Here is a 20,250-nt window from a genome sequence, read left to right as displayed (position 1 = left end):
GCCGGGGTTTCTTTTAGACGCTTGTCGTAGGGTAGATATCCATGTCAGCAAAGGCGGAGCCGAATCTGTCTGCAAAAGCTGTTATGGATTTAGTTTTATTGATGCAGGATGACTCAAATCGATATGAAGCGTTATAAAATAGTTCATCAAACCTATTATAACTTTCCTGAACCGGTCAGGTTGCAACCGCATACGATGCGGCTCCGGCCACGGGAAGGCCACGAGTTACGTATCGAAAGTTCAACACTGGAAATCTCCCCGGATGCCTCATTGCGCTGGCAGAGGGATGTTGAAGGCAACTCGGTTGCAACTGCGACTTTCAACGGTCATACCCAGCATTTAACTTTTGATAGCGAAGTTATAATTCAACAATATAACCAGCTTCCTTACGATTTCCTGGTCGCGGACTATGCGCTGAATTTTCCAATTCATTACAATAATGAAGACAGGATCGTGCTTTCACCCTATCTGCAAAAATCAGTAAAAGATGAGTCGGTCACATTGATGAAATGGGTTGATGAGCTTTGGAAGCCGGGGCAACAGGTTCAAACATTTGAGCTTCTGTTGCGTTTGAATCAACTGATTTTTCAAACCATTAAATACAGCATGCGGGAGGAGGCAGGTGTTCAGTCAGCGGAGCACACGCTGACCTGTGGTTCCGGTTCCTGCCGGGATTCTGCCAATCTGTTTATGGTGGCGGCACGACAGCTGGGTTTCGCCGCTCGTTTTGTCAGTGGCTATATTTACTCTGACTCGCCTATCGCACAATCCGGTTCCACTCATGCCTGGGCTGAGGTGTTTATTCCGGGGGCGGGTTGGAAGGGGTTTGACGCCACCACAGGAAATATTGTCGGCGCGGATCACATACCTGTGGCGGTATCAAGATCACCGGAATCAGTGCCACCGGTTGCCGGTTCGTTTATCGGGCCGCCGGGTGCCAGCATGAAAGTCAATGTGTGGGTAACCGAATTGTTTCAATCCTGAACCTGGCTACGAAAGGAGAGGCAAATGTCATGTGGTTGCAAACCAGTTGTGAATTAAAATTTATCATTGAAATGCCCACGCCTTTTGTTTTGATGCTGCGTCCCAGGAGTGGTGCTCAACAATGGGTGGCCTCCGAGGAATATTTACTTTACCCGAACGTACTGGCTGTTGAGTTCACGGATGACTACGGGAATCTGTGCCAACGGCTGGTTGCGCCTCCGGGTGAATTTACGATATACACATCGGCGCGGATCCTGACCGCAGATGATGTTGATATTGTTCCGGGAGGCGCATTTGTTGATGTTCAGAATCTGCCGGATAGTGTTCTGAAATATTTATTGCCCAGTCGTTATTGTGAGTCAGATCGGTTTGGTGATATGGCCTCCGAAATAACCGCTTCGCAGAAGCCGGGATACGACCAGGTTCGGGAAATCGAACGTTGGTTGCATAACACCATCATGTATCAACCCGGCAGCAGTTCTCTTCCCCTTTCTGCCATCGAAGTCAACCACCAGCAGTACGGAGTGTGCCGGGATTTATCTCATCTAGGCGTTGCATTGTGCCGTAGCCTGAGTATTCCCGCCCGCATGGTGGTTGGGTATCTTTACGGGCTGCAGCCAATGGAACTACATGCCTGGTTCGAAGCCTATGTAGCCGGGCGTTGGTATACATTCGATGCCACCCAGTCTGTAAAGCTGGGGGGGTATGTGTCCATTGGTTACGGTCGGGATGCGGCCGACGTTGCGGTCTACAACCAGTTTGGCCCTGCGGTGTTTCCGATTCAGCAAACAGTTTACGTGCATCGGGTTTAAGGCATTTTTTGTTAAACCGGTGCTGCTAACGAAATGCTTTGCTGATTCGCAGTTTACCCCGATTAAGGGATGTCTGAATAACGTGCCTGGGGACTATGCCCGGGGACTATGCCCGGGGGCTAAAAGTTGATTAGGAAATCCTGTTGAATCGTTCATGGCCACTGCACCAAGTGTCGGGACTTGAAGCCTGTGCCTGTGATATAACCAATCAGGTTATGTTTGAATTGATGTAGTGGTATCGAGAGAGGGACGTGATGACCGACACAATTAGTAAAACAAGGTACCGGAACGCAAGGGCATTCTACTTGCGCAGGGGGGCCAATGACGCGATCTACGCGGAGGTGGCCACGCAGTTATAATGGCGTTATTCTTCCCGCACCCGGAGGCCCCTGCAGCTAAACAAGCGTTGCAGTTGCATCCGGACATAAAGTGGTTGCGTTCCCCGTTACCGTATTCATTGGATCATATTAATTGCTATCTGCTGCGCGACGGTGATGGTTGGTGCATCGTGGATACCGGAATGAATAACGATGCTGCCCGGCAGAATTGGCTTGACGTAATAGAAGCGGAATTGGAGGGGGCGCCGATCACCCGGGTATTTGTGACCCACCACCACCCGGACCATGTCGGATTGGCAGGCTGGCTATGCGATTCACGCCGGATCCGCTTATTCATGACACAAACCGAATACTTGTATGCTGCTGCTTTCGGGGGGGCGCCCCGTAGTCAACCGTTCTGGGAAACGTCTGCGTATTTCGACGAGAACGGCATTGCGGACAGCGATCGGAAAATTATTTTGGGCAATACGGATTACACCCATCTGGTGTCGGAGTTGCCCGGTAGTTTCCATCAGCTGCTGGACAAGGAAATTATTAAAATCGGATCTCACCACTGGGAAGCAATCACCACCGGCGGTCACGCACCTGAACACCTTTGTTTGTATTGTGCCGACCTGGATATTCTGATTTCCGGTGATCAAGTGTTACCGGGTATCACCTCTAATGTCAGTGTGACGCCCATTCAGCCCACCGCTAACCCGCTGCAACATTGGCTCGATGCCCATGCAGAAGTGGCAGCGAGGGTGCCGGATTCGGTGTTAGTGCTGCCAGCTCACCAGCTACCTTTTACCGGTTTGCACGAACGCCTGAATGCGGTGGTAGAACATCACCACGAGCGGCTCGATGCGTTGCAGGCTCTGTGCGATCAACCACGCACTGCGCAGCAGCTTACGACGCGATTGTTTAAGCGTGAGCTGGACACGTTTCAGAATTTTATGGCGGTGGGAGAGTGCGTAGCGCACCTCCATTATTTGTTACACCAGAAACGAATTAACAGGGTTCTAACTGACGGTGTTTATTGGTATCGGCAATGTTAAACCGTGTCGCAACCGCTCAGAGACAGTAGAGGAAATTCAGCGAAATGAATCAGCAGGCAAACACGGATCACTCCGTATCTTTAGTCGACCGTTTTACTGAAGTTGTCCGTACCCGCCGTTCGGTGCGTGGTTTTCAATCCACCCCGGTGGACGATGCCATTCTGACGCGACTTTTCGAACTGGCACAGCAAGCGCCCTCCAACTGCAACACACAGCCCTGGATAGTGCACGTGGTCAGCGGCGACAAACTGGAACAGTTGCGAGCGTTGCTACCGGTCAATACAATGCAGGGGAAAATGACCCTGGACTTCCCTTATGAACCCAAGTACCAAGGTGTGTTTCAGGAACGACAATACGACGCCGCCAACCAAATGTACGGTGCGCTGAATCTGGAACGTAAAGACAAGCAGCAGCGGCAGCAAGTGTTCCTGCGTAATTATTCCTTTTTCGGCGCACCGCATGTGGCGTTTCTATTTCTGCCGGAACCCTTCGGTTTGCGCGAAGCCGCCGATGTTGGAATGTATGCCCAAACTTTGATGCTGGCATTGTCAGCGCAGGGCTTGGCCAGTTGCCCGCAAACATCCCTGGGTTTTCATGCGGACGCGGTACGCGATTGTCTGGGTATCGAGGCAGGAAACAAATTGCTGTTTGGTATTTCCTTCGGGTATGAGGATAGCTGTGATCCGATTAATGACACCCGCATAGGTCGGGCCCCATTGGTAGAGACCACGGTGTTTCATCGTTAGTCAGTATGGCTGTTGTCTTTTTAGAGATTTGTCAGGCTTGTCGATTAAGCTCGCGTAATGCTAGAACCGTTAGTCATGCACGGATTTCTTCCCCGTTATTTCAATTCCGGTTAACGATTAGATACTTATAAGTATACATCCTATCAACGTTCTGGTCGGTAAACAGGCCATGTTGGAACTTTTGCTGACCTGTTTGTATTCAAGTTTTATGTTCCGGCTAAGGGGCAACAATTAGTTCCCTAATTCATACATTTTTCTAGCTTAAAACGTTAAATCACTGTGCTATCATGCTGGCTTTCCGAACATTAATAAATAGGCTGAATAATTTTATTCGGCTATTAGTACGCGCGCATCGCCGCTCGGCCCCGTGCGCCTTTTGGATTGACGGTTAAAATTAAAATGGATATTAAGATGTACAAGCACGTGTATAAGCTGTTATTGGGGTTCGCTTTATTGAGTGTTGTGATTGGGGAAGCAAATTCTGCAACGCTAGAGCCATTGAATATCAAATTTAAGTCAGCAAATTCTTTTTCGTCGTCTTCTGCGAACACGCAAAAAGCCTCCAAAGAACCGGACCTGAACGCGCTACTTGATCTTGGCAAAAACGAGTCATTGGAAACCCTTTCCAAAGGCACGGATACGCAGGGGAATCGTCATGTTCGTTATCGGCAGAGCTATCACGGGTTGCCGGTATGGGGACAGCACGTTGTCGTTCATGACAAAAGCCGCAAGCTTTATGCTATTAATGGCAGTGTCGCCAGAGATTTGGAGCAGGAAGAAAACCTGGTTGACGTAGGCGATCGTCCGGATGTCGGCATCAGCAATATTCCGGGTCAACCGGTTGAAGACAAAATCAAGACCAAGGCCGAACAATGGTGGTTAAAATCCCATCCACCAGGCGCCGGTGAATGGGTTATAAAACACCAGAAAGACAGTCGGCAAATTTTCATTCACAGTGACGACAAAGCCTATGTCGTGAGAGTGATTACCTATCTTGTCAACACTCAGGATGAAATGCCCGCTAGGCCTACCGTTATAATTGATGAAAGCAGTGGCAAGATTCTAAAAGCCTGGAATGCCCTGGCGCACGCTGAAGCCACCGGGCCTGGGGGCAACGAGCGGGTGGGGCGGTACAATTATGGTACCGACTTCCCGGCTTTGGATGTCGAAGAGAATGCCGCCGGTTGCATTATGGAAAATGATGCCGTGCGTACAATTGATCATCAGAGCCAGGAAGAACAACGGATTACGGATCCGTTTATGTTTGAGTGTTACCGTAATACCTACAAAGCCACAAATGGAGCCTATTCGCCCATAAACGACGCTCACTATTTTAGCAGTGTGGTTGCCGCTATGTATCAGGAGTGGCTGTCCGTTGACCCGCTATCCCACAAAATAAAAGCAAAGGTTCACTACGGCGAAGAAATGGACAATGCTTTCTGGGATGGAGAAGCGGTTAATTTCGGTGACGGCAATGAAATCTATTTTCCGTTTACCGTCCTGGATATTGTTTCTCATGAAATTTCCCATGGCTTCACCGAAGCCCATTCCAGCTTGATTTACCAGGATCAGTCCGGTGCGATTAATGAATCCTATTCGGATATTGCAGGCGAAGCTGCGGAATATTATATGCACGGCAAAGTCGACTGGCTTGCAGGGGCAGACCTGTCAAAAACCGGCGAGCCGCTGCGGTACTTTGAAGATCCGGCGATGGACGGCGCCTCGATTGGCCACGCCAAGGATTTTTTTGAGGAATTGGACGTTCATCTGGGGAGCGGTGTTTTTAACCGAGCCTTCTACCTGCTGGCCAATTCGGAAGGATGGAACGTTCAAACGGGTTTCCAGGTGTTTGCCCATGCCAATCAATTTTACTGGACCCCGACCACTACTTTCCAGGAAGGAGCATGTGGCGTGATGGATGCCGCCACGGATATGGGGCTGCCGTTATCCGCGATCGCCGTAGCGTTCGGCAAAGTGGGGGTGGTGTGCAGCACCGATACCACCGACTCTGACGCAGACGGAATGCCGGATGGCTGGGAGGTCACGCTCGGTTTTGATTATCTGAACCCCGCAGACGCGGACGACGATGCGGATCTGGATGGTTTGACCAATCTGGGAGAATACCAGAACAAGGCCGATCCTTTTGTCGCGGATTCGGATGCCGATAGCCTTTCGGACGGTGATGAAGTAACTCTGTACGGTACCTCGCCTGTGTTGGCCGATACCGACTTGGACGGTATCGGCGACGCGGCAGAAATTGGACTAGGACTGGATCCATTGGATGCGGGTGATCGTGATCTGGATAACGATGGCGATGGCGTTACCAATTACGAAGAATTCTTGATGAACACCGACCCGTTTGATGACAGCTCGGTGGCGAAATTGTTTGACCAGTTCCATGAGCGGTTCGAGGGTGAAATTGCTGAGGACTGGTCCTTGGAGTCTTCCAACCCAAACCGGGGCTGGAAGGTGAATGGGCAATGGTCCAGTGAAGGTAGCGAGGGCTTCAAAGCCAATCGAGTTCCGGATGGCGAACGAGCCGTTGCCCAGTTGCGCCGGTTATTTGAAGAAGGCGTATTGACTCTGGATTACCGGGTTTCCAGTGAAGAGCAGTTTGATTTTTTTCAAATTATTGTGGATGGCAACGAGCTGATATCGGTCTCCGGTGAACAAAGCGATTCAGTGAGGATAGAGCTTGAACGCGGAGTGCATACCCTTCAATTTATCTATGTTAAAGATGCTGATACGGCCGCTAACGCTGACGCTGCCTGGATTGATAATCTGAAATTTGAGGGTATCAGTGTTGACAACGATGGCGACGGTATATCAGACCTGTGGGAGCTGCAATACGGTTTTGATCCTGAGTCTGCCGATGATGCGAAATTGGACCGGGATAATGATGGACTAACAAATCTGGAAGAGTTTCAAAACTCAACCGATCCTGACCGGGCCGATACCGATGGAGATGGCCTGAGTGACAGCGATGAAGTCCGAATCTACGGCACGTCGCCCCTGGCGGGCGATACCGATGCCGATGGTATTCCGGACGATTTTGAGATTCGTTATCAGTTAGACCCGCTGGATGCTACTGATGCGGATCAGGATAATGACCGTGACGGATACAGCAACAGGGATGAAGCGCTTTGGGATACCAATCCGAATGATGCAAATTCTTCGCCGACACCGGAGGTTTACTTCCTGGAGTCTTTCGAACAGCCTCTTGCCGATTATTGGTCGTTAAGCGCTTCCGAGGGCGCGGCAAACTGGCAGGTGAATTCACAGTGGGCCAGTGACGGCGAGCAAAGCCTGATGATGGCTGGGTTGGAAGATTCTCAATTTGCTTCGGTTGAAATGCAACGATTTGTGGAAGCAGGCACATTATCGTTTGATTACCGCACATCCACCGAATATCAATATGACTTTTTGCAGGTGTTGATTGACGGCGAAGAGGTGTTAAACGTATCGGGGCTGGAAGAAGGCCGTTTTGAAGTTGATCTGAGTAGCGGGCCGCACCGCATTCAGTTTGTCTACGTAAGAGACGAGTCGTTGATGGAGAACGAGAATAAGGTATGGATCGACAACCTCGTATTCTCCAGTAGAACAGCCGATAGTGACGCCGACGGTATGGCTGATGGCTGGGAAACCAGCTGGGGTCTGGATTCCAATGATCCTGCGGACGCACTTCTTGACGGTGATGAGGATGGCTTAACGAACCTGGAAGAGTTTCTGAATAGCACCAACCCACAATCGTCTGATAGTGATGAGGACGGTCTTAACGATGGAGATGAGGTTCATGTCCACCTTACTTCCCCGGTATTATCGGACACCGATGCGGACGCTATTCCTGACTTGTTCGAAGTCAGCAACCGGTTGGATCCACTGGATGCTGCGGATGCAATGCAGGATGCGGATAGCGATGGCGCGACCAATCTGGACGAATACATTACCAGTACCGATCCCAACGATGCGCTGTCTGTTGCGGTTCGGGTCACCAGCTTTCTGGAAACGTTCGAAGAGAGCGTGCCTGCGGATTGGTTAATTCTGAGTACGGACCCGCAACACGGTTGGCAACGTAATCAGCAGTGGTCTGCCCACAGTGGTTTTAGTCTGGGGGTTGAGGATCTGACCCAGTCCGCAAACGCCCTGGTTGAGATTCGTCACTTATTTTCCGCCGGTACGCTGAGTTTTGATTATCGGGTCATGAGCGCGGAAACCGATGAATTTGTTGTAAGAATTGATGGTGAGGAAGTGTTGGTGCGCGCCGGTGAAATTCAGGGACGTTTTACCACTGATCTGGAGCCGGGGGCGCATATTATCCAAATCTTGATGCAGAAAAATACCAGTCAGGATAATGAGCAGGGAGCCTGGGTCGACAACGTACTGTTCACTGGTGATGACCCTGATATAGACGGTGACGGTATGTCAACGGAATGGGAGCTGCGATATAACCTGGATCCGGATGATCCATCGGATGCCACTCTGGACGGTGACAACGACGGTCTGACTAATCTGGAGGAATACGCGTTCAAGACCGATCCCACAGTTGCAGACAGCGACCAGGATGGGTTGAGTGATGGTGATGAGGTCAATATCTATGAAACCTCTCCGATCCGGGCGGACACCGATGCTGATGGCATGACCGATGACTTTGAAATCCGTTATCAGTTGGACGCCCTGGACGCGGCAGACGCAGACGGTGATCCGGACAACGATGGGTTCACCAACTTGCAGGAGTCGCAGTGGGGCACCGACCCCCAGGATGAGGCCTCGCTTCCGGTAGCTGAACATTATTTTGTCGAGTCCTTTGAAAGCGGCTTGCCGGCGGACTGGGTATTGTCTGGTGAGGGCCAGCACTGGAGCCTGAATAACGAATGGTATACCGACGGGATTCTGAGTCTTGCCATATCGCAACTGGCGGATGCGCAGATGGCCGCGGTGGAATTCACCAAGCTTTATGAAGCTGGCACCTTAAGCTTCGATTACAAAACCTCGACAGAGCAGGACTATGACGTTTTTAGGGTATACCTGGACGGAGAGGAAGTGCTTGCTGCCTCTGGTGAAAGTGAGGATTCTTTCACTGTGAATCTGGACGCCGGTCCGCATACAATCGAGTTCGCGTACATGAAAGATCTGGTTGACGGTGTTAACGAGGACACGGTCTGGATCGATAACGTGCGGTTTATTAATTACGGTGAAGATCACGATAATGATGGTATGAGCACCGAGTGGGAGCGGGAGCATGGTCTTGACCCGTTTTATGGGCTGGATGCGCTGATGGATCCGGACGGAGATGGTTTTAACAATTATCAGGAATTCAAACAGGATTCTGATCCGTTCGAAGCCAACGTGGATGTGTCAGTTAAGATAGTGAAAACCATCGAAGCCAATCCGCTTTTGATCCATTACCAACTGCAGGTGCGCAATCGCGGTGTGCTCAATGCAGAAGGGGTAGTTTTGGACCATCGCATTCCTGTGGATTTGATTGCGATGGTGGATTTCAGCCAGGAAGAGGATAGTCAACTCGGCTGCGAGCTGGTTGAAACCGGTATCATGTGCAATACAGACCAGATGAAAGGTAAATCGAAAGAGGTGATCGATATCCGAATCATCACCCCTGACGACGAAACGAAACACGACCTGAGTGCCTCCGTTTCTACACAAAGTTTAGAACATAACAGTACTAATGATTCGGCATCTAAACAGTATGCGGGATCATTTGAGTGGCTTAGTTTGTTGCTGTTGGGTTGGCTCGGCTTTCGCAGAAAAATGCGGTAGCCGCTACGGAATACTTTTGAGTGCAGTTTCCAGATGTGCCAGCGTGCGGTCAATATGCAACAATTTATCCAGGCCGAATAAGCCAATACGGAAACTTTTATAGTCTTCCGGCTCACCGCATTGCAATGGGACACCTGCAGCCACCTGCAGGCCTTGTTCAATAAAAGGCTTACCGCTTTGCATCAGGCTGGCATCGGTATAGAACACCGCAACGCCGGGCGCAGCATAACCTTCTGCGGCTACACTTTTGATGCCTCGTTTAGCAAACAGGGCGCGCACACGGTCTCCCAATTCCTGCTGCGCATCCCGTATTTTTTCAAAACCCAGGGCTTCGGTTTCCTTCATGGTGTCGCGGAAAGTTTTCAACGCGTCAGTAGGCATGGTGGCATGATAGGCATGTCCCCCATTCTCATAGGCTTCCATAATCTGAAGCCACTTTTTTAGATCGCAGGCAAAGCTACTGCTGTGTGTATTGTCGATGCGCTGCCGGGCGTTTTCGCTGAACATCACAAGGGCGCTGCAAGGGGAAGAACTCCAGCCTTTTTGCGGCGCTGATATTAGGATATCCACCCCACAAGCCTGCATGTCCACCCAAATGGTGCCGGACGCTATACAATCCAGTACAAACAAGCCGCCCACGGAATGGACGGCTTCTCCGATGGCTTTTAGATAGCCGTCGGGCAAAATTATGCCGGATGCCGTTTCCACGTGGGGAGCGAAAACCAGGTCAGGCTTTTCATTGTGTATGGCATTCACCACCTCATCGATAGGCGGGGGAGTGAAGGGCGCTTGTGGGTTGGAGTCGATAGGGCGGGCCTTTAATACCGTTGCCGAGGACGGTATTTTTCCCATCTCGAAAATCTGTGACCAGCGGAAGCTAAACCAGCCATTACGGATCACCAGGCAGCGTCTGTCGTGAGCAAATTGCCGGGCTACCGCTTCCATACCGTAGCTGCCGCCACCGGGAACCACGGCGACGGCGTGGGCATTGTAAACCTGCTTCAAGGTGCCGGAAATATCGCGCATCACCTCCTGGAACTGCTGTGACATGTGATTCAGTGAGCGGTCGGTGAATACGACGGAATACTCCAATAGGCCATTGGGATCCACTTCGGGTAACAGTCCGGGCACAGGGGGCCTCCTTTTTCGGGTGGTGTTGGCAGGTTATAACTGCGGGTTATAGAGCGCGATCTGAGGCGCTCGAAAACCCCGATTCGGAAGCTTCGCACAATTCGCAATGCAATTAAATGCTTATGCAAAAACGAGCGCGGTGCTCCGGGTATTATCGTGTAATAGAGCTAACCTATTGATAATAAGAGCCTAATGACCCTTAAGATTGAAATCGTCGGTGGCAAAAACCGGCTTATACGGGTTTGGAATAAGCATTTAACTAACAATTTCTTCAAATATCGTTTGATTTCGCTATCATAGCGACCAATTACCTTTTTAACCCCTAATAAATAAACGGCTAGATGTCCCTATGAATAGTTTCGTAAGAGAGCCAAATGACAGCAGCAACACCCGGGAAACGAATCTGATCAGTCGGGTTGGTGACAACAGCATGGGGTTGTCTAAGGAAGCCATCGCCGAGCTGAACCGGGTCTATCGACCGCTCGATTTTGAAGCCCGTATTGCACGCCTTTATGAAGACTTTAATCAAGACAAAATATTAGTGACGTCTTCGTTTGCAGCGACTTCGGCTTATTTTCTCCATATTATTTCCAAAATCCGTCCGCAGCAGGTGGTTCACTTTATTGATACCGGGTTTCATTTCCAAGAAACCGCGGAATACCGCAACTACCTGATTGAGCGCTTCCAGTTGAAGGTTGCCGATATTACCCCGGATAAGCATCATCATGCCTACAGTGTCAGTGAACAGTTGTGGGAGCAAGATCCGGATCTATGCTGCTCCGTTAACAAGGTCCAACCGCTTGAAGAAGTGAAAGAAAATTATCACGTTTGGGTGTCCAGCCTGATGGGCTGGCAGACCGAGCACCGGGCCTCTTTGGAAGTGTTTGAGGAACGACGCGGGATCATCAAATTCAACCCGATGATCGATGTCACTAAAGAAGAACGTGACAACTACATCAGCGAACACGACTTGCCGTTTCACCCATTGGTGGCTGAAGGTTATTCTTCGATCGGTTGCACCCATTGCACCGTAAAAGGGGATGGCCGTGCCGGGCGCTGGCAGGGCAAGGAAAAAACGGAATGTGGGCTACACCTTTAGAATCAGCCTGGCATGTCTAAAAACCACCACGTAGTTGGTGGTTTTTTTTCGTCTTGTAAAACGTGAAAGATACACAAGGCCAGGTGGTGTACAGGCGCGCCTGTATTCGACTTTGGTCTAACGTCTTGGCGCCAATTTGTTTGCTAATCTGGGGACAGTCCGGATTTGAATTTACAAATTTGGTCTACACTGGTTAGGTGCATGTAGATAGGTGCATGTAGAGAGGTGCGTTAGACCTGGGGGCAGGGAAGAGACAAGTACGGTCGCTGTTTCTCCTGTGTCATGATTACTAACAGCGGTTTACCGGCTCTCTAATTTACTGGCGGGTTTAACGTGCAGGCTGCGTGGGTGGTCTGTCACATCACAAAAATAAAAACCAAACGGAACAGCATCGAGGTTACCCATGAATACGGAAATTCATATTAGTAGTTTTGTTGTGCAAGCCAAGCCGGATCAACTTAGATATGTTGAGCACAGCCTGGAACAGTTACCCGGGGTCGATGTATTTCAATTGGATCCATCCGGAAAAATTGTGATTACGCTGGAAACCCATAGCAGTTGGGAAATTACCAAGTGCAGTGCCGACATTTTTGAAATCAGCGGTGTATTGTCTTGCAACATGGTATATCACCATGCGGAAACCGAGCAGGAGTTAGACAGTTTCATCGTATAGCGTGGCTGCTGCCCGGTATTGAAGGTGATCAGTTGCATGTGGCTCAATATTTGATGCTGCAGCCATAGGCGGTTGTTTGCGCCAATTTCACCGGGCGGCCTGCATCCATGTCGGCCATAGTGGAGCGAACGTAATTGGTGGCACCATTCAGACTGCTGGCCCGTGCCGAGGGCTTATCATCAATGGCGCCCATGTACACCAATCTGCCTACCGGATCGATGACGTACATATGGGGTGTGGTTTTCGCACCATATGCGCGGCCTACCTTGCCCGTCGGATCTAATAGTACGGCGCTGGGGTGGGCTTTTCTGCTGCTGGTGAGTTCGTTGGCTTCGTTCCCTTTAACGTAGCCTTGAGCGCCAGGCTTTGATGAAATAATGGACAGCCAGATAACATCTTTGTTGGTCATTTCTTTTTGCAACGCTTGCATATTATTGGAATCGTAATGCTTTTGTACGTAGGGACAGCCATGGTTGGTCCATTCCAGCACCACGCGCTTGCCGCGATATTGGTTTAACTGATGAATCTTTCCATCGCTGTCCGTTAGCGTGAAGTCCGGCGCCATATTGCCGATACTGGCGGCAGCCAGTGCGTGCTGACTAAACATCAATGAGCACAATAGCAAAAATGCGGAGCCGAGAAATGGTTTGCATCGTATACTGGTGGTGTTCATGTTTGCTCTCCAGAAAAGGATTATCGGGATTGGGTTACTGCTTGTATTCGTTCGATCAGAAGTTGCTCGGTCAGAAGTTGCGGCAGAATCTCCGGTGTTGTGCTATCCGGATCCCCATACCAGAGATACAGTGGTACACCACTGCGATTAAAACTTTCGATGGTGCTGGCAATACTTTCATCTCGGCGCGTCCAGTCGGCTTTTAACTTTATAACCTTGTTGGCTTTGAAAAGAGCGCGGACTTTATCCGTCTCCAGGGCGACCAATTCGTTCGCTTTGCAGGTGATGCACCAATCAGCAGTAAAATTCACGAATACCGGGCCTTTCTCGCGGGCCTGCTGCAGTGCTTCCTGGCTAAAGGGTTGCCAGTCGTTTGGTCCGGCCGCAACGTTGCTTGCCGGGGCATCAGTGGGGCCGGGCGCGTCGAACAGCGAGCGGGTGCTGGCAATACCGCACAATAGAATCACTAAGGCGGCGATTTGCCCTGTGTAGCGCCAGAATTTGGCGTTCACCTTGCTCAGCCAAACAATCCAGGTGATCAGAACTGCGCCTCCGGCAGCGGCAAGTACTCCGATATCGCCGACCTGTTGAGTCAACACCCATAGCAGCCAGACTGCCGAGGCATACATGGGGAACGCCAGAAGTTCTTTAAAACGCTGCATCCATAAGCCTGGCGCGGGTAAGCGCCGCAACCAGCCGGGAAACTGGCAGAGCAGGATAAAGGGCGTTGCCATTCCCAACCCCAGAAACACAAAAACCGATAGCGTTACCAACGGGGTTTGCAATAGCGCATAACCCAGGGCTGCGCCCATGAACGGCGCGCTGCAAGGGCTCGCGACCACAGTGGCAAGCAAGCCGGTGAAAAACGATTTGCGCAGTCCGTGGCCTTGAGTGAGCGTTTGCCCGACGCCCATAAAACGGCCACCCAATTCGAATAGCCCGGATAAGCTCAGTCCAATGACAAAGAAGAGCCAAACCAGGATCAGTACCAGTAGTGGGTTTTGCAGGTGAAAGCCCCAACCTGAGGCTATACCGCTGTTGCGTAACCAGATCAGAATTCCAGCCAGTACCAAAAAACCGGACAGAACGCCGGCTGCGTATAACCAGCCGTGAGTTGCTGCGTGACGAATTCGCGCCTGGCGGCTGTCCGCCATTTGCACCAGGGACAGTACTTTGATGGACAGCACCGGAAACACACAAGGCATCAGATTCAGGATTAGGCCACCGACGAAGGCCATCAACAACGCCGCCGCCCAGCTCACTTTTGACGGCGATTCACCAGTTGGAGCCGGAGAGGACAACATGGGGGAATCGGGGTCCACGTCGTAGGCGCGTTGCACGAGGGAATCTTTACCAGCGAATCCGGTTTGTTCGCTAAGGACAAGAAGGCCATCGAGCTCACCTGCTTCAGCACCGAAGCGGGTAGCCATGGTCAGGGTAAAGCCGTCTTCATCGCGTGCAAAAGTCTGTTGTGCTGCGGGCTGAATGATGTCCTTTTGATTAGGGAAATAGACCGCCCCGGTGACTTCGGTACCGGTGGAAAGGGGCACGCTAAGGACAAGCTCATCCTTGTTCAGGCTGGCTTGCGCAGCCCAAGGCAGCGGCCGAGGTAATTCAGAGCGGGCTTTATCCAGTTGAGCTTTCCAGCCACTCGGCTCCGCCGTGTTTTTTACCTTTACGGTCAGGCTGAGATCGCCTTCTTCCGGAATGCAGACTTCCTCACAAACTAACCAGAAGGCGTTGGTTCGAAGTGTCACTTGCCCCCCCGGCTCCGTATTGCTGGGTACCGTGATCTTGGTCTGCAGAAGTACTTCACCGCTGTAACCGAAGTTCACCAAAGGGCCTACGGCAATGCGATGAGGAGTAGGCCATTTGATTTCGCCAGCATTCCAGCCTTCCGGTAAAGACCAATCCAGCGTGGTAGGTTCACCGGAGTCGCCCGGATTTTTCCAGTACGTGTGCCAATGGGGTCGGATCTGCTGGCGAAGGGCAACCGTGAATTCCTGGCCGGGATGAACCGCGAGGTAATCAGTTACCAGGCTGGCTGTCATATTGGGGGTTTTCACCGCGGGGCCTTCCCCGCTGAGCTGCGCAGCAAAACTGTTGCCCGTGAACCCGGTAGCCACGATCAGGAAGAACAGAAGTAAGCTGTTGAGGGTCAGTGGCAGGCTGCAACGTTGCGGCATCATATGCGGAAAACGCCAAGTGGATTAGGTGGCTTTGTTGAAATATTAATACGCAGGGTATCCCTTTCTCGGGGTTATTAATAGATAGAGTGGAGCCAGACTCAAGAGTTCCTGGTCGGCGGGATTAATCGGAGAATTGTGGTAACCTTGCCACCGCTAAAGTCGGAGGATTGAATGTGACATTGGATGTTGTCAGTGTGTTTATGATGGCCTTGCCCGGATTGCTGATGGCCTGGGTGCCGATGCTTTGGGGTGGCATTGTTGGACAATGGAAGCAAGTGAATCAGGTGCTGAAATTTGCTTTTATGTCTTGCTGCATAACCCATGGGGTGGTGGCGCTGGGAGGCGCTGTGCTAGCGACGCCGTTGTATTTTCTGTTCGGCCCCGGCCTGTCTGAACTGTGCCAGAGAACCAGCTCCCTGCAGTGTGACATGATGAGCTGGCTATACGCGAATAAAGCCGGCATCGGCTTCATCCTATGGCTGTCTGTCATGTTGCTTGTTCCCTATATATTGCTGCGCTTCTTTCATGAGGGTAAACGGCAGGGCGTGGCCACGTGTTGAAACTAATGTGCAGCTTGTTGCTGTTGATTGTGCTGGGTGTATTACTGCTGCAGCTGGATGACGAGCTTGTGCCCGGTGCCCAGGCATTGCTGGATAAGGTTTCGGTTCGTGAAGGCAGTGACGCGTATGTGTATTTGTTGGGTATGGGGGCAGCACCGGGCGAGGATCCGCGTGCGGCGGGTCAGGCGCAGTTAAATGCGATTCGCAACTGGCAGCGGTCATATCGGAACAACCGCAGGCAACCGGGGGCCGGGCCGATTTTGGAACGGACATTACCCTTACCGGACGGGGCATTGTTTTGTAATCGGCGCGAAGACGGCTGTATAACGTCCTTACTCAAACTTGAATCCGAAAACGCGACTGCGCAAATACACGGGTTGCTCAGTGAACATCACTTACTAATGGAACGGTATGCTGAGTTTATGCAATTATCGGATTACTCAACGCAGACAATTTCCTCCCTGCAAGAGCCAATTCCTGAATTTAGCTACTTGGTGAAAGCCAATCGTTTGATGCTGTTGAAAGCGCTGGCACTGTCCGCGGAGGGTCAGTTAAAACCGGCACTTGATCTGCTATCCGGTCACCTCGTCGGGCTTCGAATCCAGCTCGCGAACCAGGATAACCTGATTGGCATGATGGTGTTTATTTTTCAGATATCGGATTTGCTGGATATTTATTATGGGCTTGCAGCGCAGGATACATCGGACGCCGATCTTCGCATTGATCAATTGAGCAAGGAAGAGAAAGCCTTTGAGCAGAGGATAGCAAGGGAGTTTGCGATGACAGCCGATATGGTCGCGGGGCTGGATCGCAATCCGGATATCTGGGCAGTTGAGGGTATGTCGGAAGGCTATGCGCCCGGCTGGAGTGTGCGCGCCGTTTTTAAACCCAATATGAGTCTGAATACGATCTTCCCCCTCTATGAACAAGCCATTCAGTACTCTCTATTGAGCGCGAGTGAATTTGCGCAAAAAATGGAACATAAAGACGTTCCGGAGTGGCTGGTCTCCCGCTTCAGAAACCCATTGGGTTCGCGTTTACTGACGATGAGCGTGCCTGAATTTTTATCTTATATTGGGGTCATGTTCGACCTGGATGTGAAAATCACGCTATTAAATGCAGCGGTTGAAGCTCGTCGGAATGCAGTACACTCCGGTCAGGGTTTGAGGGATAGACTGTCTCAACTGCCTAATCCCTATTATGAGGGCCCGCATCCACCGAATTGGCATGCTGCCGGCAATCGCCTTTGTTTCGAAGGGCCGTTACCGGATACACGCTCAATGAGATGCCTGGTCGTGTATTAATCGGGTGCAGTAAGGCGGGGTGTGGTAATTGGGGTGGATGATGAAAGGGTTGGCTCCACATGGGATCCTGTCCGTGAAAAAATTCATTTTTTGCGCATTGAAGCGGTGACCGAACGCACGTTACCCTATGCAGATAATGTTTTTAATGGCAATTCACACCACAGTCACTGTCAACCACAGGTCATTAGCATGAGCCAGAGCACACCGGTAAATTTTGAAAACCGAGACGCCATAGACGGACTAAATTCTCTATTCGTTGAGCGCTGGTCCCCACGCGCGTTTCAATCGTACTCAATCGAACTGCCTATGCTGACCCGGATAATGGAAGCAGCCCGTTGGGCGCCTTCATGCTACAACGAACAGCCCTGGCGTTTTTATACCTCCACCAGCGAAAATTTTGACGACTTTCTGGGGTTGCTGTTGGAGGGCAATCAACGTTGGGCAGGTGAGGCCAGTGTGTTGGGGTTTTTGGTGGGTAAAAAGTATTTTAGCCATAATCAGAAAGAGAACAGTTCGTTTCAGTTGGATTGCGGTGCGGCTTGGATGTCGATGACATTCCAGGCGCGCTTTGAAGGGTTGTATACCCATGGTATGGCTGGTATCAAACACCAGGAAGTTGCCCAATACCTGGGGCTTGATACTAAGGTTGAGCAGGTTCTGATGGGGTTTGCGATCGGTAAAATAGGTGATAGCAATACCCTGCCTGACAATCTTCAGGAGAAAGAAACACCCAGCGACAGGCAGCCCTTGGCGCAGATATGGAATCCGAGCTAATCATTTAACTTGAGGTTGCTTCAGTATGATTGAGACGTTCGCCATCGCTAACTATCGCTCGTTACGGGATGTGGTTACGCCCCTGTCACAATTGAACGTGGTAACCGGGGCCAATGGCAGTGGCAAATCCAATTTATATAAGGCGCTGAGATTATTAGCCGAATCGGCCTCCGGCAGTATGATCAATGCACTGGCAAAAGAGGGCGGCCTGGACTCTGCTTTCTGGGCCGGACCGGAAAGCATCTCACGGGACATGAAAGCGGGCAGGGTCGCGGTCCAGGGTGGCCCCAGAAAAAATGTGGTGCGGCTAAAACTGGGCTTTTCCGGCGAAGATTTTGGTTATTGCATTGCGCTGGGCCTGCCGACGCCCTCCAGTTCCAAATTTGCTCTGGATCCGGAAATTAAACGGGAGTGTATTTGGGCAGGCCCTTATTACCGGCCTGCCGGTTGTTTGGTGGATCGTAATGGACCGTTGGTTAAGGTGCGTTCGGGTCGCTCTTGGGAAGTGTACGCCCGGCATATAAGCAGCTTTGAGAGTATTCTCAATGAAATCGCAGACCCGGTCGCCACACCGGAAATTTTTTCGATTCGCCAAGCCATTCGTGGCTGGCGTTTTTACGATCATTTCAGAACCGACAGTGAATCCAGTATCCGCGTGCCCCAGGTCGGCACGCGCACGCCGGTGCTCGATCATGATGGCCGGGAGTTGGTTGCCGCGTTGCAAACAATCTATGAGATTGGAGACAGCGAGGCGTTGAGGTTGGCCATTGATGATGCGTTTCCTGGATCGCGGGTGGAAGTGGAGGTGGATGCCGGCACCCGTTTCAGCTTGCGGTTCTATCAACCCGGATTACTGCGCCCGCTGAGCCAGTCGGAGTTATCGGATGGTACGCTGCGATATTTATTGTTGGTGGCCGCACTTTTGACGCCGCGACCGCCCTCTTTACTGGTATTGAATGAGCCGGAAACCAGCCTTCATCCTGATTTGCTTCCGGCCTTGGCGCGTTTAATTATTAAAGCTTCCGCTCAGACCCAGGTGTGGGTGGTATCGCACGCGAACCGGTTGGTTTCCGCTCTCAATGAATATGCAGATTGCAATGCGGTGCAATTGAATAAAGCGCTGGGGGAAACACGGATCACCGGACAAACCAGGTTGGATCAGCCACCCTGGCGCTGGCCGGAGTAGTTCTGCCCTGTGAATTAGCGGGCCTGGTATTGTATCGGTAATATCAGATTTTGCAGTGACGGGAATGCGTTGTCTAACGTTAGACTGGCATCCAGTTCAAACGCATTCAGATCGCGGTTACGAATCAGACCCAGTAATCCTTCTCCTAATTTATCCAGGTGAAATTCGGTATCAATATTGGCGAGGGTATTTTGATTTGGCACCAGCGTTATCGGTTTTTTTAGGTGCCCGTTCAACCAGCTTTGTCCGGCGAGATCCAGGCGGTATCCAATTTCACTTATATGAATCGGAAATTCATTGGGGTTACTGATTTTCAATACAATGCTCAATTTCGCCGTATCAAGGCCCCACTCGGTGACTTCAATATCCGCCAGCGATGGATGCGGCAAATGGGGTAATACCAATGCTCCTTTTTTGGTAGTGGAAATGTGAATGGCGTGCGCTGCGACATTGTCGACTGCAATGTCTGCCTTTACTTCGAATTGAAGCTGGCCGTCTCTATCCAGTTCCCGCAATAGTCGTCGGGCTTCACTGAATTGCAGAATGATCGGCAGCCGCATCAGCTGATTGCCGCCCGGGGGTAACCGGGACTGCTCAAGATTCTGCCCATCGAATACTTGGCGCTGGTTGAATTTTACGAAATAGTCGAATCCGCTCAGGGATATCGTATGCGCGTTGGGGTTGTGCACCTCCATAACCAATGCCAAATGCACCTTGCTGCTATTAATGCGGGAGAGCGCGATCTGCTTTACATTCAGCACAGGGTCTTCAACATAGAATTGCAGTATATCGCTGCGCAGATTGTTGCAGGCGGTGAGGTTGGTCAGGCAGAAAAAATACAGGCAAATGAGAGTAATATGACGCAAACGAGCCTACTCCTGTAAAGGCTATCTGGCGATAATGTTGGCTTGAGATTAACCATTTTGACGTTCGAATTAAAGTACCTCCGGACCTATGGTGCTATCCGAC

Annotated in this window: 15 protein-coding genes; 11 read left to right on the top strand and 4 right to left on the bottom strand. The window is 51.0% G+C overall.

The window, feature by feature from the left end; genetic code table 11:
* The first annotated feature begins 123 nt into the window (after positions 1-123).
* The 5 genes from FT643_RS16915 (at position 124) to FT643_RS16895 (ending at position 9,692) form a co-directional block, all read left to right on the top strand.
* Complete coding sequence (locus FT643_RS16915; RefSeq protein WP_156872606.1) at positions 124-984, top strand: transglutaminase family protein; 861 nt, start codon at positions 124-126, stop codon at positions 982-984.
* Between the two features lie 29 nt (positions 985-1,013).
* Entirely contained in the window at positions 1,014-1,796 is a 783-nt protein-coding gene (locus FT643_RS16910) for a transglutaminase-like domain-containing protein (protein WP_156872605.1), read from the top strand.
* A 358-nt stretch (positions 1,797-2,154) separates the two neighbouring features.
* Positions 2,155-3,171 (top strand): MBL fold metallo-hydrolase, encoded by a 1,017-nt coding sequence (locus FT643_RS16905; RefSeq protein ID WP_156872604.1) that lies wholly within the window; start codon positions 2,155-2,157, stop codon positions 3,169-3,171.
* Positions 3,172-3,215: 44 nt separating this feature from the next.
* Positions 3,216-3,917 carry a nitroreductase gene (locus FT643_RS16900; RefSeq protein ID WP_156872603.1) on the top strand — a complete coding sequence of 234 codons (702 nt, stop codon included), beginning with the start codon at positions 3,216-3,218 and terminating at the stop codon, positions 3,915-3,917.
* Between the two features lie 411 nt (positions 3,918-4,328).
* On the top strand, positions 4,329-9,692 hold the full coding sequence (locus FT643_RS16895; RefSeq protein WP_198043632.1) for a M4 family metallopeptidase: 5,364 nt from the start codon (positions 4,329-4,331) through the stop codon (positions 9,690-9,692).
* Positions 9,693-9,695: 3 nt separating this feature from the next.
* Here the strand turns inward: FT643_RS16895 and FT643_RS16890 are convergent, their stop codons facing one another.
* Positions 9,696-10,823 carry an aminotransferase class V-fold PLP-dependent enzyme gene (locus tag FT643_RS16890; RefSeq protein ID WP_317622049.1) on the bottom strand — a complete coding sequence of 376 codons (1,128 nt, stop codon included), beginning with the start codon at positions 10,821-10,823 and terminating at the stop codon, positions 9,696-9,698.
* 349 nt (positions 10,824-11,172) lie between these two features.
* On the opposite strand from FT643_RS16890, the gene FT643_RS16885 reads away from it, so the two are divergent.
* Together FT643_RS16885 and FT643_RS16880 are read left to right on the top strand one after the other, a co-directional pair.
* Positions 11,173-11,922, top strand: a complete 750-nt coding sequence (locus tag FT643_RS16885) for a phosphoadenylyl-sulfate reductase (protein WP_156872601.1) — start codon at positions 11,173-11,175, stop codon at positions 11,920-11,922.
* 403 nt (positions 11,923-12,325) lie between these two features.
* Complete coding sequence (locus tag FT643_RS16880; protein WP_156872600.1) at positions 12,326-12,595, top strand: chaperone NapD; 270 nt, start codon at positions 12,326-12,328, stop codon at positions 12,593-12,595.
* Positions 12,596-12,638: 43 nt separating this feature from the next.
* On the opposite strand, the gene FT643_RS16875 is transcribed toward FT643_RS16880, so the two are convergent.
* Together FT643_RS16875 and FT643_RS16870 are read right to left on the bottom strand one after the other, a co-directional pair.
* Entirely contained in the window at positions 12,639-13,268 is a 630-nt protein-coding gene (locus FT643_RS16875; protein WP_156872599.1) for a thioredoxin family protein, read from the bottom strand.
* Between the two features lie 20 nt (positions 13,269-13,288).
* Entirely contained in the window at positions 13,289-15,457 is a 2,169-nt protein-coding gene (locus tag FT643_RS16870) for a protein-disulfide reductase DsbD family protein (protein WP_156872598.1), read from the bottom strand.
* Positions 15,458-15,630: 173 nt separating this feature from the next.
* Between FT643_RS16870 and FT643_RS16865 the strand changes: the two genes are divergently transcribed.
* The 4 genes from FT643_RS16865 to FT643_RS16850 all read left to right on the top strand — a co-directional run bounded on the left by FT643_RS16865 (position 15,631) and on the right by FT643_RS16850 (position 19,281).
* A complete protein-coding gene (locus FT643_RS16865) occupies positions 15,631-16,017 on the top strand; it encodes a hypothetical protein (RefSeq protein ID WP_156872597.1) in 387 nt (128 codons plus the stop codon).
* Entirely contained in the window at positions 16,011-17,321 is a 1,311-nt protein-coding gene (locus FT643_RS16860) for a hypothetical protein (RefSeq protein ID WP_156872596.1), read from the top strand. Before FT643_RS16865 ends, FT643_RS16860 begins: the two co-directional genes overlap by 7 nt.
* A gap of 189 nt (positions 17,322-17,510) precedes the next feature.
* On the top strand, positions 17,511-18,095 hold the full coding sequence (locus tag FT643_RS16855; RefSeq protein ID WP_156872595.1) for a nitroreductase family protein: 585 nt from the start codon (positions 17,511-17,513) through the stop codon (positions 18,093-18,095).
* A 25-nt stretch (positions 18,096-18,120) separates the two neighbouring features.
* On the top strand, positions 18,121-19,281 hold the full coding sequence (locus tag FT643_RS16850) for an AAA family ATPase (RefSeq protein WP_156872594.1): 1,161 nt from the start codon (positions 18,121-18,123) through the stop codon (positions 19,279-19,281).
* A 14-nt stretch (positions 19,282-19,295) separates the two neighbouring features.
* Here the strand turns inward: FT643_RS16850 and FT643_RS16845 are convergent, their stop codons facing one another.
* Positions 19,296-20,147 (bottom strand): LEA/WHy family protein, encoded by an 852-nt coding sequence (locus FT643_RS16845; protein WP_156872593.1) that lies wholly within the window; start codon positions 20,145-20,147, stop codon positions 19,296-19,298.
* Positions 20,148-20,250: the final 103 nt, after the last annotated feature.

This window comes from Ketobacter sp. MCCC 1A13808 (assembly GCF_009746715.1).
GTDB lineage: Bacteria > Pseudomonadota > Gammaproteobacteria > Pseudomonadales > Ketobacteraceae > Ketobacter.
The sequence above is the reverse complement of the archived record's forward strand: the minus strand, read 5'-3'. Positions and strand labels throughout refer to the sequence as shown.